Here is a 16,834-nt window from a genome sequence, read left to right on the forward strand (position 1 = left end):
TGAACGTGACTGCGGTCGCGGCGACGTCCAGCGCGCAATTCGTCGCGACCGTTGCCTATTCCACCGGCTCGGTCTCGACCTCGGCCAATGTCGCGACCGGTGCGAACCTTTCCGTCGGCAACGTGATTGCATCAGGCAACTCGCTGACGGTACGTGCGATCAACAACAACTCGTTCTCGACCAGTGCCACGGCGGTCGCGCTAAGCACGCCGAACGCGAGCGGCGGCATCGGCGGCGGCGCTCGCCATCAGCGACGTCACCACGTCTGCCACCGCAAAGCTCGGCTCGTCACTGGGCACCAGCGCGTCGTCCCGGATGAACGGCTCCGTGATGGTCGAGGCGACGTCGAACACCACGAGCAACTCGACCATGGCCTCGACCATCGTCGGTACGCCGGCCGTGATCGGCGCGATCCAGGATTTCATGGTCTCCACGGCCAGCCCGGGCTCGATCATCGCTCAGCATATGATCCCGCTGATGCCGGTGAATTTCGATCTGAAGGCCGCCGCCGCGCTGTCGCTGGCCAACAGCACCGAAAACGCCACCGCGTCGATCGGGCAGAATCCGAGCGGCGGCGCGCCAAGCCTCTATGTCAGCGGCAATGTCGCTGTCGTCAGCACTCTCATCGACCGCGGCGTGCGCAGCAACGCCACGGCTTCTGCGATCGCCTCGGACCCCACGAGCGGCGAGGGAGTCGCGATCAGCGCCGCGGTCGCATGGGGCAATTTCAACCACAATTCGAAGGCCTATATCGGCGGCGGCGCCGTGATCAATGCGGCCAACATCGCCGTCGACGCCAGCACCTGGATGCCGATCACCAATACCTGGCTGAAGTGGGACGGATTGACCGAGGTTCTCAGTCACCTCAACGGCAATCTCGGCGTCGGCGGCAACATCCTGACCAGCTATGCCAACGCCACGGCCGACGCGGGCGATACCGCCGCCGTCGCCGGCTCGATGAACCATTTCGTCGTGAACAACGACACCACGGCGTGGGTGGCCAGCAGCGCCAGCCTGACCGCGACATGCACGGCGGCTTGCGGCAGCAGCTGGTCCGCGACGGTGAACAACGGCGACGTCCACACCTACGACGCCAGCATCCAGATCGCGGCGACGACGACGACGGCGTCGATCGACGCCGCCGGCAATGTCGGTACACTCGGCTTCCTGCCCGGCAACACGTCCGGCGGCTCCTCGGTGGGCGGCTCGCTCAATTTCGTCCAGTTCAACACCAGCACGATCGCCGGCGTTTCGGACGGTGCGTCGCTGCGGGCGGCGGACGACATCGCCGTCAACGCGATCACCTCGGATCAGTTCATCGCCGTCGCGCCGTCGTCCGGAAAGGCCGCCGGCGCGCTGGCGCTGAACGGCATCACCTCGCTCGGCTTCCTCAACAACACGACGCACGCCTCGATCTCAAGCCAGGCCAGCGTCTTTTCTCCGACCCTCAACATCCTGGCGCAGCAGGATCTGTCGATCGTGACGATCGCCGGCGCGGTCAATGTCGGCGGCGGTTCGGCGGTTGGATTGTCCGTTGCCTATCTGGGCGCGAATATGGATACGTCCGCCTATATCGGCGACAACCATTCCGACATCCGGCCCGGGCCGTTCAGCACGGACGATCCGTTTGCCGGCAACAGCGGCGGAAGCGGCTCGGTCAACGCCGACAACCTCACCATCAGCGCCACCACCTCAGGCCGGATCACGGCAGCGGCCGTCGCGGCTTCGATTTCCGAGCCGTCATTGTCCAGCTTCGCCGACAAGGCGGGTGCCGCCGGTGCCGCCGCGACCGGCGGGCCGGCGGGGATTGCGCTGGCTGCGAACAAGATCAGCTCGGGCTCGGGATCGAGCACGAGCGGCTTCACCATGGACCTTGCGGGCAGTTCGTCCGTGAGCGACGTCTCGCTCGGAACCAGTGCCTATATAAGGAACACGTCGGTCAACAAATTCACCGCGGCGACCGCGGTGAACACGAATACGATCGTGCAGGCGCTCAACGACACGATCCTCAGCAACGGCTCCGGCTCCGCCGCGGCCAACATGTCCGGGTCGTCGTCTCAGGGAGCCGCGATCGGCGCCGCCATCGCGGCTGCGATGTCCAACAATGCCACGCTCGCATATATCTACGGCACCACGATGCAGAACCAGATGTCTGTGACGGTGCAGGCGCTCAATGGCGGGTCGGAAACCGTCGTCGCCATCGGCGTGGCGGGCGGAACGTCAGCCAATGCGGCCGCCCTGTCGGGGTCGGTCGGCATCATGACGGACAGCGCCAACGCCTATATCGAGAGCTCGACCATCACGGGCTACGCGACGGGGACCAATCGCGCGATCGAGGTCGATGCCTACCAGACCACGAACATCGCAATCGGCGGCGGCTCGCTCTACGTGTCCGGCGGCAAGGCCGGTGTCGGCATCGGGCTGACTTACGCGTCGATTGCCGATCCCGCGGGCGGCAATGCCACCGACGCGCATATCCGCAGCACGTCGATCACGAATTATGACAGTCTGCTGGTGCTGGCCGACAGCGCCAGCGTCATTGCCGCCGGTGCGGCCACGGGCGGGGCAGGGGGCAACGGGCTTGCCGGTGCGATCGTCGTCGACGAGATTACGCCCACGACGACGGCCTATATCAGCAGCAGCTCGACGGTGAACATCAACGTCGGGCGCGTGACGGTGCTGGCGGACAGCGGCGCTGTGTCGGACCTCGATACGGCGCTCGGAAATCTCGTCAAGAAGTCGAACAACAATCATCTCGCATCGGACACGTGCACGGCTGCCGCCGGCAATGGCACGCAGAACTGCATCGATTTCAGCGCGGCGGCGCTCAACGGTGGCACGGGTAACGGTCCGGGCGCCAGCATCGTCTCCGTTGCGGGCACCATCCAGGCCGGCAAGAACAATGTCGGCGCCTCGATGGTGTACGACACCATCGCGACGACGCATTCGGCCTATATCGCCAACGTCCGGATGTCGACCCTTGGCAGTGTCAGTGTGAGTGCGCTCGACACCACGAAGATCCAGTCGGTCACGATCGGATTCGGCCTGGCGACCAGCCAGTTTGCCGGCGTCGGCGGCATGACGATCAGCTCGATCGCCAATACCGTTACGGCGGCTATCGGCAACAACCAGTCCGACCCGACGCAATCGACCGTGACGGCCTCCAACATCTCCGTCAGCGCGAGCGACAATTCCAGCATCACCGGAGCCGCCGCTATCGCTGGCGCCTCGACGCAAGGCAGCGCCGCGGGCCTGGCGCTTGTCTACAGCAGCATTGCCAACAATGTCAGCGCCGGCGTCACCGGCTCCAAGCTGACCGCCTCCGGCAGCGTCGCCGTCAGCGCGAACTCGAACTCCAGTATCTCGACCATCGCTGTTGGTATCGCGATGTCTTCGCAGGTCGGCCTGGCCGGTTCGGTCGCCACCAATCTGATGGGGACCAACGTCACCGCCAACATCACCGCTGCCGGCACCAACGGTATCAACGGCGCCGACGTGATCGCCGCCAACAACGTTGCCGTGATCGCCGGCAACAACGACAAGGCGGCGGTGTTCGCGGGCGCCGTGTCGATCAGCAAGGGCGCGGGCGGCGCCGCCGGTTCGCTGGTGACCAACAAGATCACCGGGGCCACCGCGGCCTATATCAGCGGGGCGAATACCAAGATCGATGCGCGCGGAACCAGCGCGACCGATGCGCTGTCGGTCAACAACGGCACGCTCGTCCATGCCTTCGATCTCGGCACCGCCCAGGCGCCGAGCGACAGCACGCCCGACCTCTCTGAAAACCAGGACGCTTTGCGCGGCCTCGCCGTCGTGGCAAGCTCGCACCAGGCGGTCGTGGCCAACGTTGCGTCGCTCGCCGCGAGCAGCGGCATCGCCATCATGATCAACCCGATCACCAATGTGATGAGCGGGGCGACCAGGGCCTATATCGACAGCGCAGCCATCGACACGCGCCTGACCTCCTCGACATTGGCGCCGCAGATCGAGGTGGCCGCGTCGAGCTTCTCCTATTCCGGCACGCTCGGCGCCGGCATCATTCCGCCCACCGGCAACGGCGGCGGCGGCGCCACGATCATCAGCACGACGATGTCGCGCGACACGCGCGCCTACATCACCAATGCCACCGTCGGCGGCGTCCAGTCGCCGAGCCCGACGGTCGGCGCCGTCACCGTGAAGGCCAACGCCGAGCAGGACGCGTCCTCGATCGCGATCGGGTTCAACACCGGCTCGGTCGGGCTGAACGTGTTCCAGGCCACGACGGAAGCCTATGTCGACGGCGGCGCGCTGACGGCCGCGTCACTGACGGTGAACGCCAACAACAACACCGGCATCTTTTCCGCGAACGGCTCCGGCGCCTATGGCAGCCAGGCCGCGATCGGCGCGGCGTTTCTGGTCCAGGTCTCGGCGAACCGGACCGAGGCCTATGTCGGCGACGAATTCCACTACCAGGGCAACGGCGCGGCGCATACGACCGCGGTCAATCTGACCGGCGCGCTCGACGTCGAGGCCAAAACGAAGAACCGCTTCGAGGCCTATGCAGTCGGCGGCGCGCTTTCGACAGGGACGGCGGCGATCGCCGGCATGGCGAACGTCGAGATCGCAAACAACACCACCATCGCCGGCGTCTACGACACCACGCTGCAATCGCCCACGGGAGGCGCGGCCGGCGCGGTCACTATCAACGCGAACGAGGACGTGGCGATCAAGGAGATCGCGGGTGCACTCGCGATCGGGGCCAGCGGAGGCGGCGTCGGCGTTGGTGCCGCGGCGAACGTCATTGTCTTCAAGAGCCAGACCATTGCGGAAAGCCGCAACAGCAATTTGAATTCGTCCGGCGCGATCAATGTCGGGGCGCTCAGCACCAAGGAAGTGCTGTCCTACGCGGTCACCGCCGGCATCGGCGGAAGCGTCGGCATCGGTGCGACCGTCGGCGTCATCATCATCGGCACCAATACCGCCGATCCGGATACGCAGGGCGAGCAGACCGGCCAGCTCAATCAGGGCGGCAACGGCACCATCGCGTCGGTGAACGCCGGCACGAATTCTTCGCATGGCAGCAACGCGGTCGCGAGCGGCACCGCCGGGAATCCGAACAATGCCAACGTGACCTCGACCTACGACGTCAGCAGCGTGCTGACCGGCGGCAATGACGGCGTCACGGCGCAGATCGCGGGCGGCAACGTCACGGGCACGCAGGTCAATGTCGCCGCCACCAGCGCCAACGCGGCCAAGATGTATCTGCTCGGCGCCGGCTTTGCGAAGAACGTCGGTATCGGCGCCGGCATCGGCTACACCAGCGTCAGCAGCAGCGTGCTGGCCAATCTGAGCGCGGTCGTATCCGCGCCTTCCGTAGCTGTTGCTGCGGTGGTCAAGGACGCCGGCACCGGACCTTATGCCGGCAAGACCATCGACACCGAGGCGATCGCCGGCGGTGCCGCGCTTTACTTCGGCGCGGACGCAGCCGTGGCGGTCGGCAACGTTGCCAACACCGTGACCGCGCAGCTCGGCGGCCAAATCACCGGCACGGGCGGCGACGGCGTCGCCGTCATGGCGCTGGACTCGTCGACCCAGGTCGTCTTCACGGGCGGCGTCACCGGCGGTGCCGTGGCGGTCGGCGCTTCGATCGCCACCGCGGGACGATCGAGCTCGGTCGCGGCGAAGGTTCTTGACGACGCCGTCGTCAATACCTCGACCCTGGCGGTTGGCGCGTCCGGCGCCGGGCAATTGACCACGACCTCGACGGCGCTTGGCGGCGGTATCGTCGCCGGCGTCGGTGCGGACGCTGAGGCTCACGAAAATTCGACGGTGCTTGCGGAGATCGGTTCGGGCTCCTCGATCACGACCTCCGCGGCCGGCGTCGGTACGCTCGTGACGGCGTCGATCACGCCCAATCTGTCGAGCACCGCGATCGGCGTCTCGGTCGGCGGCGGCGCTGTCGGCGTCGCCGTCGCCAAGTCCACGGTCGGAGCCACGGTCACGGCCGATGTCGGCGACAATGCCGTCTTCTCGGGCGGTGCGCTCGCCGTGACCGCCATGGCGCTGGTCCCGACCAGTGGCACGACGACCTATGCCTGGGCGCTCGCAGGTGGCGGCGGCTCGCTGATCGGCGCGCAGGGCAGCTTGGCCATGGCTTCCGAGAACGCGACGGTCAGCGCGTACGGCGGAACGGGGATTACGCTTCCCAACGGCGACGTGGTCATTGCGGCCGAAAATGACAGCAGCCAATACGCCCAGGCGACCGGCCTTTCGACCGGGTTCCTGGCGCTGGGTGCGACCGTCGCCCAGACGTCGTCGAGCGCGCACACTTACGCCTATCTGGGCGCGCCCGTGGATATGGACACGGCTCATCTGAATCACACTGACTACACCGGCATCCTCCAGATCACGGCCACCGGCAAGGATACCAACGTCTCCAACGCGACGGTCGGCGCGGGCGGCACTTACGCCGGCGCCGCTGCGGTCGCAACCACGAGTTCGACCGCCGTGACCGATGCGCGGTTCGACGGTGGCACGACGGATGACACGGTCTATTTCGGCGGCCTCAGCATCAACGCCAAGCACACCACGAATTATGCCGCCAGCGGTGACGCCTATCAGGCGTCCACGGCCGGTGTCTCCGCCGGCAAGGCGCAGAACGACGTCAACTCGACCACCACTGCCGAGATCGGAAACCACCTGATCATCAATTCGGCCGGCGGCAACATGGTCGTCATCTCCAACGACATCGTCAACCAGGCCGGTGGCGGCGCGCGTTCGGGCTCTGGCGGCACGTTCTCGGGCGCTGCCGCACTCAGCGACTCCCATGTCACCCAGACCGTCACCACCAACATCGGCTCCGGCACGGTCCTGAGCCTCAACGGCGATCCGCGGACCTCGGCGGCGGTGATCAACATCGAGGCCTACAACACGCTGAACACCAACGACACTGCCAGCCTGGCCACGGCCAGCTTCTTCGCGGGCGGCGGCGCCGAATCCAACATGACGGCAAACGCCACGCTCGCGGTCAACATCAACGCCCGCGAACTCTTCAGCGTCGGCAAGATCTATATTGGTTCGGCGGCGAAGATGGCGGCGGCCAACAATGCCAATGCCAGCCTCTACGGCGCGATCGCCGGCGTCGGCGCCAGCACCAACACCTGGGTGCACGCCAACCAGGCCGTCAATGTCGGCAACAACGCCAAGGTCGAGGCCTGGGGCCAGATCAACATTTTTGCCGGCATGTCGGGCGATACCATCATCTTCAGCAGCGTGCAGGCAACCGCGACGACGGTTGTCTACAACAACACCGCGATTCCGATCTCGACGCTCTACCGCGGCACGGCCAATGCAGATGACACCACAAGCCTGACGCTCGCCAACACCTCGAGCGTGCTCGGCGTACAGAACATTTCCCTGGGAGCGACCCAGGGTCAGGTCACGGCCTCCGGCAACGGCAGCAACTACAATCCGTATCTGGACATCTTCAGCGCCAAGAACAGCGATAACCACAGCCACACCAGCGGAACCGGCGATGTCGCGCTCAATGGCCTGGTGGTGGCGGGCATCAACAACGATATCACCATTACGATCGACATAGGTGCGAGCACGCCGACCGCGAGCACGACGAGTCCCTACTCGTCACTGCTGTCCGGCGGTTCGTCGACACCTACCCTCGAATATGTCGCCGACGTCGACCACTTCAACCCGATGATGAGCTGGAACCACCAGGTGGTCCAGTACACCATTGTCGGCGGCTTCAATCCCTACCAGAGCGTCGTCAACCAGCTCGTCACGCTGACCGGTCTGACCGAGACGCAAATTCGCTCACAGCTGGCGGCGGCGACGCCCGCGGCGCCCGCCACGATGTCGCCGTCAGGCACCGATCCGACCGGCGACTTCCAGCGCCAGATCAACGCGTTGATCCAGCAGGCGCCGTACACCTCCGACTCCACCGGCAATGCCTTCGCATTCGGCGATATGCTGGTGTCCGCCGGCAACGTCTCGATCCTGGCGCAGAAGCTGACTGGAAACAGCGGCACGAATCCGACTGCGCCGGCGGTGATCGCGCGCAGTTCGCCGATGATCAAGATCGAGAACAGGGGTCTCGACTTCATGGACCTGGCCAACCTCACGGTCACCAATGTAACCGGAGGAAACATCACCTACCGCCAGATCGACCATGTCGACCCGGATTCGCACTCCAACGTGACCTTCACCGCCACGCCGAGCGCGACGCCGATCATCGACATCTCGGCCACCTACAACCGCCTGGATCCCTCCAGCGGGCTCGGCGTCGACCAGAACGGCAACCAGCTGACCCGCACGCCCGACATCTATTTCGACGGTGCCGTCAACAACGAGAACGGCCTGCTCAAGATCACCAACAATCTCGGCAGCATCGTCGCGTCGCAGTCACTCAATGCCGCGACCGTCCAGATGGTGGCGCCCAACGGCTCGTTCGTCTTCCTCGGCGGCATTGGCAGCTTTTACACCTCCAACCACGATGTTCTCTCGCAATGGGCCGGCGTCGAATTCAAGCCGGCTGACGACGACACGCTGACGGCGGTGATGGCGGCGGCGACCTATCTCGGCGCCTATGGCGATTACGCGACCGCTCCGCATATAGCAGGGGGAGCCGGTCACCCGTATTTCTACTACTGCTGCGTCGACGGCAACAACGGCGTTCAGCAAACGGCCGCCAACAGCACGATCTTCACTGCGCGCATGCTGGAACTGTATTACGACGGCCTGTCGCTCTATTCGGCGATCTTCCTGCCGATGGGATCGGGGGCGCCGGGTAGCGGCAACCCCAACGCCGGCAGCGTTGGGAGCACCACCGTGCTCGGGCAGATGGAAGGGCCGACGCGCCAGACCATCACCACCGCGCCGTGGGAGCGGGATACCTATACCGGCCAGGGCGTCTACAGCAACTCGACCTACGACTACACCACGACCTCGACAGATTCCCAGGGCAACACCACCACCACCAACCACACGTCTACGTTCTACTCGCCATTCAATTGCGCGGGGTGCTCTGCCTATTTCCAGGTCGTCAATATCCAGCCCGACGTGATCACGCCGAGGACCGCGCAATCGAACGCGTCCTCGAACTGGAGCTCGACCGCGCCCACGGGGACCAACCCGCCGGATAACGCGCCCTTCATCTTCGGCAAGGCGATCATCATCTCGGCGGGGGTCATCAACATCAACGGCACGATCCAGAGCGGCACGAGCAGCGATTACTCGGTCGACATCGGCGGCACCACGTTGACCGCCATCAACGACCTCAAGAGCCGCAATGCGGGCGCGGACTTTGCCCAGGCCCAGGTCAACGCGCGGAACGGCAGCTATTACGACATCACGGCCTCCGCGACGACGGAGGCCGCAGGCGACATCAAGATCGGGGTCAAGTACAACGCTCTCACCGATCAGATCCTAGTGAATGGCGTGGTGCAGGGCTCGGGCGGCTACGTCTATCTGAACGGAAAAATCATCTCGACGTCGACCCAGGATGGTGTCTCCCAGGGCACTATCGCGGTCAAAGGTGGCGCCGGCTCGATCACCGTCAACAACACAACCGGCCTGCAGCTCGTCACCAACACCATCAATACCGGCGTCAGCGCACCGAGCGTTGTCGAGATCGTCGATCAGCTCAAGCAGCAGACGACGTGGTACGTCTACAATCCTTCCGCTGCGGGCGGCCAGCAGGTATCGACGTATCAAACGAGCGGCGTCAATGCGAGCCAGTACACCGACACGATGCTGACCAGCCTCAGTGGCACGGCAGGCATCCAGTACGCGACCAAGGCAAACATGTTCTACCAGTGGGTCGATACGGCTACGCTGGATCGTCCGACGGACTCGACGCAGTTCGACTACGGCTGGCACTATACGCCCAACGCGGCCACCGGGCAGAACTGGACCCGCACCATCAGCCTGGTTTCGGACGTGCAGCAGGCCCAGGGCGGCGGCGGCAGCACTGGCCCACAGACCTCGAACTTCCAGGAAGTCGTCACCGCGACCGGTTCCTATCACACCGGCGGCGGCAACACCCATCCCGAGAAGTGCTGCGGCGCGGACGGTCAGTACAATTGGTACCAGGAGATCTACGATCACCTGACACTGACGCTGACCAATACGGTCAAGGCGTCGAACCCGATCAACATCTCGTTCAGCGGCGGCGGCAACAGCACGGTTCTGGTCACTTCGAACTCCGGCATCGTCGTCAACGGTCCGATCAACAACCTCTCGGGCACGACGACCGTCAACGCCGCCGGGGCCAATTCGGCCATCACCAGCGGCACGAACGCGAACAACCCGATGATATCGGGCCGGAGCGTAATTCTCTCGGCGGATGGCGGCATCGGCACGATCGGCGCGAACGGTGTTCCCGTCCAGGTGCAGGTCTATGGCGGCAGCCTGACGGCGAGCTCGATCGACCACGACATCGCGATCGCGGCCATCGGCTCGCTTTCGATCAATCAGGTGAAGGTAAATTCGGCGGGCAGCACGCCGCAGGGCAGTGTCCTTATCTCGGCGACCGGGGACATCAACTCGGCCTCGCCCTACGACGTCGCCAACCCCGTCGTGATCGGCAAGAACGTCGAGATCAACTCCACCGCCGGCGCGATCGGCGCGACGAGCAGCGTCGTCAATGGCGCGAGCACGCTTACCAATATCAATCCGCTGGTGATCCAGGCGACGGGCACGACGCAGGCCGGCGGCAGCGTCGACGGCGGGGTTCTCGACAGCGCCTCGGCCACCGGCACCTACATCGTGCAGTCCAAGGGCGATTTGCGCCTCGGCACGGTCCAGTCGAGCGGCGGCCCGGTGTTCCTGGAGGCCGCCGGCTCGGACGGCAACCAGGCGAGCATCCTGAACGGAAGGGCAGCGGTTGGTCTCACCCAGGCGCAGAGCCAGCATCTGCAGGACGTCTGGGCCAGCCTCGACCTGCTCAGCGGCAACGCCGCCACCAATGCCGTCAACAGCTACCAGTCGATGGTGACGTCGGCCTACAACGACTACTTCCAGCTCAAGAACATCGCGTTCACGAACGGCAGCACCTACAACCCGACTTCGGTGGGGCTGACGGTGCTGCGGGCGCAAGTGGCGGCCAAGCTCGGCATCGATCCCGCGAACGTCTCGACGACGGACATGAAGGTCGAGGCCACGACGCGGTTCCTGAGGGATCAGTTCCTGCTCGGCAAGATCACGACCGACGAGCTCAAGACCTCGCTGACGACATTGCTCGGCACCGCACCGGCAGATCCGCTGGCGACCGTGTTCGGCAGCTCGTTGTCGTCGACCCTGTTCACGAAGCTGTTCGACGGCGTAACGACAGCCAATCAGCGCCTGCCGAGCAATACGGCGCTGCAAACGGCGCTCAACGCCTATAATGCGAACTACACCTACACGCTCGCATCGACCGAGACGGTCTACAGCATCATCACGGCGGGCTCACAATGGACGCAGAGCCAGCTCGCCTACACCGTCTCGTCGTCGGCCGTCGGCGCCGCACCGCCGCCGATCGACGAGAACGTCGTGGCCAATGTCAGCGCCAACCAGATCATGCTCTACGCGCCGCGCGGTTCGGTCGGCAATTCGGCCGCGCCGCAGGCGTTCACTTTCACGAGCGTCGATTCCTCGTCGCTGACGACGGAGCAGAGGGGATTGCTCGCGACCGCCGGCCCCGGTCAGCTCACTGTAGGCGCGGTCACCGACCCGACGACCCATGTCGTGACCTATACGGTCAGCCTGTCGCAGCAGAACCTCGTCGTTGTCGACAACCCGATCGCGATCTCGGCCAAGTCGCTGACGAATGTCTATCTCGGCAGCAAGAACAGCCTTACACTCGGCGGCGTCACTGCGAACTACGGCCCGATCGCGGCCGCGCAGGCCAACGGCATCGAAGTGACCGGCCGTGGCGACGTCAAGCTCGACGCCGTGACCAGCATCACCGCCGCCGCCGGCGTGACCGGTACGCCCGTGATCTCCGGCGATATCGGCAACCTGACCCTGATCGCCGAGCACGGCAATGTCGGTGCCCCCGGGGCCGCCGGAAGCAATCCCGCAGCCAATGCAAACGCGATCCAGATCGCGTTCGCCGATCCGAGCAACGATCAGCTCGACCAGGTCTCGTCGGCGCAGGGCATCTATGTGAAGCAGACCACCGGCGATCTCATCCTCGGCAACATTGCCGCCGGCAATGCAATTCAGCTCGCGGCGACCGGCAGCATCTACGCCGAATCCGGCTTCTCAGACCGTACCGCGATCCACATTCTGGGCACCGACCTCGATCTGCGTGCCGGCGGCAGCATCAGCTTCAACGGCTCGACCTTCCAGCCCGTGCAGGTGAATATCTCCGGCGCCGTGACCGGCTCGGCGGTCGGCGATCTCAGCATCCTCGCGGTCACCGGCGATCTCGTGGTCGGCACGAGCGGCACCTATGGAACGCTGACGGCTGGCGGAGCACTGACGCTGAACGTTCCGCGCGGCGTGCTCACCATCAATGCGGACATCACCAGCGGCGGCCTGATGCAACTGCTTGCCAACCGCGGCATGACTTTCACGGCCGGCACCAGCACGGCGCCTGTGACGGCGACCAGCAGCTCGGACGGAGTGACACTGGTGGCCGCGACACTGTCGATGGGAGCTTACGCCGCCATCAACGCGGCCGACGTGATCTCCGTGACCACCACCGGCGACGCGACCATCGGCCAGCTGAATTCGTCGCTGTCCTATGCGGCGGCCTCGAATGCGCCTTCGATCATCGTCACCGCCGGCGGCGTCGCCTCGCTGGGGGCGATCATCGACAACGGCGATGGTCAGACCAAGTTCGTCGCCGCCGGCTCGGGCGCCGAAGTCGCGCTGAGCGCATCCAACGGCATCGGCAACGCGACAAGCCGGTTCATCTTCAGCGCCGCGCGGCTGGCGGCAAGCACGAGTGCCGGCGGCATCTACCTGAAGGCTCTGACCGACACCGAGGCGAGCCTGCTCTCCGCGGTCAAGGGCAGCGTGGACATCCTCGGCACCGGTGGCCTGACGCTCGACCAGGTGCTGGCGGGCACGGCGGCGGGCGCGAGCGGCTCCTTCAGCGCCGTGGCGAACAACGGCAGCATCGTCATCGGCACCGCCGACAGCAGCGGGTCGCAGACGGTCCACGCCACCCAGAACGTGACGTTCAAGTCGCTCGCGGCAACCGGCTACAGCGGCGACGTCGGCAACATCAATGTCACGGCCGATAACGGCTCCATCCTGGCGCAGACGGTGATCTCGGGCGGCGTGACGACGCTGGGTTCGGTCTCGGCCAACGGCTCGGCAAGACTGCTCGCGGCGGCCGCGAACACCGGTCATAACCTCACGGCTTCGACCGGCAACGCACTTCTGCAGGGCACCGTTGTCAGGTGGGACAATCTCAATGTCGGCGGCACGCTCGGCATCACTGCGACGGCTGGAGGGATCACGCTCGGCACCGCCACGAGCGGCGGCACGCAGACCCTGCATGCCGTGGACGACATCGTCTTCAGCCAGCTGACCACGACGGGAATCCCGGGCGATGCCGGCGGCATCGACGTCAAGTCCGACACCGGTTCGCTCCGCGGCGGATCGATCTCCGCCAACGGCGATACGCATTTCGATGTGGCCGGAGGGGTCTCGTTCGACCGGATCAGCGGCAATGTGATCAAGCTGATTTCATCGGGCGACCTGACCATCAACTGGGTCAGCGTGGTCAAGGAGCTCGACCTCGCCGCCGATACCATCAACGTCAAGGGCGAGCAGGTCCGCTCGAACCCGTCGGTTCCGCTGATCATGAACATCACCGGCTACAATGGCGGTACCGCGAAATACGCCAACATCTCGATCGATCCTGACACCATCATCGTCAACCAGTTCAAGGTGGTGGACGCGAACTTCCTGACCGATGCACACTCCGTGACGATCCTGAACGGCTATGTTCCGGGCCAGCTCATGCTCACCACCGCCACCCAGCAGGTGCTGCTGGACAACCGTTCGCCGGCACCGACGAACGGGCCGTCGCTCCAGCTTTATCAGCCGGGCGGCGTGTTCACGATGAGCCAGGTCGGCAACGCCAATGTCAGCAACGCCTATGTGGTGTTCTACACCGGCGACGTCTCGGCGACCGTCACCAACTACGGCTCGACCCACACCTGCTGCAACGACTTCACCGGCGCGAGCATGGTGCGCAACATCCCGGTTGACGGCGAGGGCAAGGAGAGCATCGAGACCTGGCTCGCGAAGAAGGACGGGGGGACGTTCTACCTGCTCGGTCTGTCAGGCCAGGCGCGGCTCGACGCGCTGCTGACGCCGCGGGCGGTCGAGACCGTCGGGTCCGGCCCGGCCGTCAACATCGAAGGACTGAACGACATGCACAAGCTGCGCCGCCAGGGGCAGCGCGTGGGGCGCACGGGCTGGAAGGATGCGGCGGTCGAGACGGCGAGGCCGGCGATTGGCCGTCTGGCACAGGCATGGTAACGGGATTTGGAATGCGGATTCTGGGGGCAGCATTTGGGGTTGGGCTGGCAGCTTGCTGCATCGCTCCCGCACGCGCGCAGGTGCCCTCGATCAATCCCGGCGTGATCCAGAACGACGTCGACCGGCAGCGCCGGCAGCTCGAACAGCAGAGCGCGCCGCCGAAGCTCAACGGGCCGGCGGTGATCGGCGGTGAGCGGGAAAAGTCCCAGCTCCTGAAGCCGGGCGGCCCCAAATTCCGCCTGCGCAAGGTCGAGTTCGACGGCTCGAAGTTCATCACGCCGGCCGAGCTCGACGAGATCGCGAAGAAGTATGTCGGCAAGAACGTCGACATCGCCTCGCTGTTGCAGCTCGTCGCCGACATCAATGCCATCTACACCGAGCGCGGCATCGTCACGGGCATAGCGACGCTGCCCGAGCAGGATGCCAAGGGCGGCATCGTCCGCGTCAAGCTGACCGAAGGCCGGCTCCAGAAGACGACCATCGAGGGCAACAAGCAGACCCGCACCGACTACATCCTTCAGCGCGTGAAGGAGCCTGAAGGCGAGGTCCTCGACGTTCCAAAACTCAATCGCGATGTGATCTGGTTCAACCGAACCAACGACGTGCAGATCAAGGCGCTGCTCCAGCCCGGCACGAGCTTCGGCCTGACCGATCTCCAGTTCGCGGTGATCGAGCCGCCGATCGACACCCTGCAGCTCTTCACCGACAACCAGGGCGCGGAAAACACCGGGCGTTGGGAGGGTGGGGCCTTCTACAAGCGCCACGGTCTGTTCGGCGTCGACGACCGCCTGACCTTCTATGGTGTCCGTTCCGACGGTAATCTCAACGGCAACGCCGCCTACAGCGTTCCGGTCAATCCCTGGGGTGGCCGCGTCGGTGTCAGCTACACCGAAGGCAAGATCAAGATCATCCAGGGCCCGTTCGTCGCGCTCGACGTCACCGGACGCTCGAGCCAGGCCGCGGTCAATTTCAGCCAACCGGTCTGGGTGACGCAGAACTGGCTGGTGCTGCTCAACGCCGCGGAGACCGAGGGCAAGACGGTCAGCCGCTTCGCCACGGTGGCCGTGACCCAGGATCATTACGATAAGGCCACGGCGGGCCTCTCGGTGACTAATTCCGGCAACACCTATTCGATCACGGTCTCGCCGGCCGTGAACTACATCGAGTGGCAAGACCATGTGCTTGGCAACAACCGCGCGTTCAACACCTATACCGGCTCGATGTTCGCGACCAGCGCCGCAGGGCCTGCGAATTTCAGCACCAATGTGCTGGCGAGCTGGCAATACACGCAGGAAAAGCTGCTGCCGGGCGACCAGATTTTTTCGATCGGTGGCCCCACCACCGTGCGCGGTTATCCCTCCAACTCGGCGTCCGGCGACAGCGGCTATTACTTCAACGCCGAGCTGCACTACAATTGGTCGTCATGGCTCAGGGGATTTGACACCTACATCTTCACCGACTGGGGCGCGGTATATTCGACATTTCCCGGCATTACCGAACTGGGCTCGGTCGGCGTCGGCTTTTCCTGGACCTACGCGTCGTTCCTGACGTTCGAGGCCAATTACGCGACCCCGCTGAAGATGGCCGTCTCGACCCAGAACCACTACGAAGCCTATGGCCGCGTCATTCTCCGGCCGTTGTTGATGTTCCAGAAGCCGGAAAATCCCGCGCCGGTGGCGGCAATTGCCGGCAGGAGCAAGTCGTAGGGCGTATGGGACGCGCTTAACGCCGCAGCGTGAATTCTCCCGCGTCGCGGCGCTGCTCCCATTTCGCCTGTTCCAGCTCGGGCTGGTCGCATTCGATTTCGGGATAGCCGATGCAGAGATAGGCGATGAACTTCCAGGTATCAGGCACGTCGAGAATGGCGTGGATGCGATCCGGATGGAGGATCGATACCCAGCCAAGCCCGATGCCTTCGGCGCGCGCCGCCAGCCACATCGCGGTGATCGCCGCGACCACGGAATATTCCGTCGTCTCCGGCATCGTCGCGCGGCCGAGGCCGTGACCGACGTCGCTGGCCTTGTCGGCGAACACGGCGAGGTGGCCGGGGGCCTGTTCGAGACCCGACAATTTCAGCGTGGCATAGCGCGCCGCGCGCTCTCCGGCATAGGCATTCAGCGCATCGGCGTTGCACGCTTTGAAGTCGTCGATCACGGCGCGACGCCGTGCGGCGTCATCGACGATGACGAAGCGCCAGGGCTGGCTGAGGCCGACCGAGGGTGAGAGACAGGCCGTCTCGATCAGGCGATCGATGGCGCCGTCCTGCAAAGGATCGTTGCGGAAGCGGCGCACGTCGCGGCGCCACACGAATAGTTCGCGCAAGTGCTGACGGAAGGTGCCGTCGAACTCGACCATATGA

The 16,834-nt window shown here is 65.0% G+C and carries 5 protein-coding genes; 2 read left to right on the forward strand and 3 right to left on the reverse strand.

The annotated features are described in order from the left end of the window. Nucleotides 1-55 precede the first annotated feature (55 nt). Complete coding sequence (locus tag ACVWYI_RS15565; protein WP_456662516.1) at nucleotides 56-229, reverse strand: hypothetical protein; 174 nt, start codon at nucleotides 227-229, stop codon at nucleotides 56-58. After that, nucleotides 201-371, reverse strand: coding sequence for a hypothetical protein (locus ACVWYI_RS15570; RefSeq protein ID WP_456662517.1), 171 nt, complete (start codon nucleotides 369-371; stop codon nucleotides 201-203). The genes ACVWYI_RS15565 and ACVWYI_RS15570 overlap by 29 nt, the downstream gene beginning before the upstream one ends. On the opposite strand from ACVWYI_RS15570, the gene ACVWYI_RS15575 reads away from it, so the two are divergent. Continuing rightward, complete coding sequence (locus ACVWYI_RS15575; RefSeq protein ID WP_456662518.1) at nucleotides 370-14,475, forward strand: beta strand repeat-containing protein; 14,106 nt, start codon at nucleotides 370-372, stop codon at nucleotides 14,473-14,475. The genes ACVWYI_RS15570 and ACVWYI_RS15575 overlap by 2 nt on opposite strands. 11 nt (nucleotides 14,476-14,486) lie before the next feature. Further along, nucleotides 14,487-16,181 (forward strand): ShlB/FhaC/HecB family hemolysin secretion/activation protein, encoded by a 1,695-nt coding sequence (locus ACVWYI_RS15580; RefSeq protein ID WP_456662519.1) that lies wholly within the window; start codon nucleotides 14,487-14,489, stop codon nucleotides 16,179-16,181. A gap of 16 nt (nucleotides 16,182-16,197) precedes the next feature. On the opposite strand, the gene bluB is transcribed toward ACVWYI_RS15580, so the two are convergent. Beyond that, nucleotides 16,198-16,830, reverse strand: a complete 633-nt coding sequence (gene bluB / locus ACVWYI_RS15585; RefSeq protein ID WP_456662520.1) for a 5,6-dimethylbenzimidazole synthase — start codon at nucleotides 16,828-16,830, stop codon at nucleotides 16,198-16,200. Between the last annotated feature and the right edge of the window lie 4 nt (nucleotides 16,831-16,834).

It is taken from the genome of Bradyrhizobium sp. LB13.1 (assembly GCF_054056815.1).

Coding starts and splice junctions, on each gene's coding strand:
- ACVWYI_RS15575 (WP_456662518.1), top strand. CDS start 370: ATGGCCTCGACCATCGTCGGTACGCCGGCCGTGATCGGCGCGATCCAG.
- bluB (WP_456662520.1), bottom strand. CDS start 16,830: ATGGTCGAGTTCGACGGCACCTTCCGTCAGCACTTGCGCGAACTATTC.
- ACVWYI_RS15580 (WP_456662519.1), top strand. CDS start 14,487: ATGCGGATTCTGGGGGCAGCATTTGGGGTTGGGCTGGCAGCTTGCTGC.
- ACVWYI_RS15570 (WP_456662517.1), bottom strand. CDS start 371: ATGGTCGAGTTGCTCGTGGTGTTCGACGTCGCCTCGACCATCACGGAG.
- ACVWYI_RS15565 (WP_456662516.1), bottom strand. CDS start 229: ATGCCGCCGCTCGCGTTCGGCGTGCTTAGCGCGACCGCCGTGGCACTG.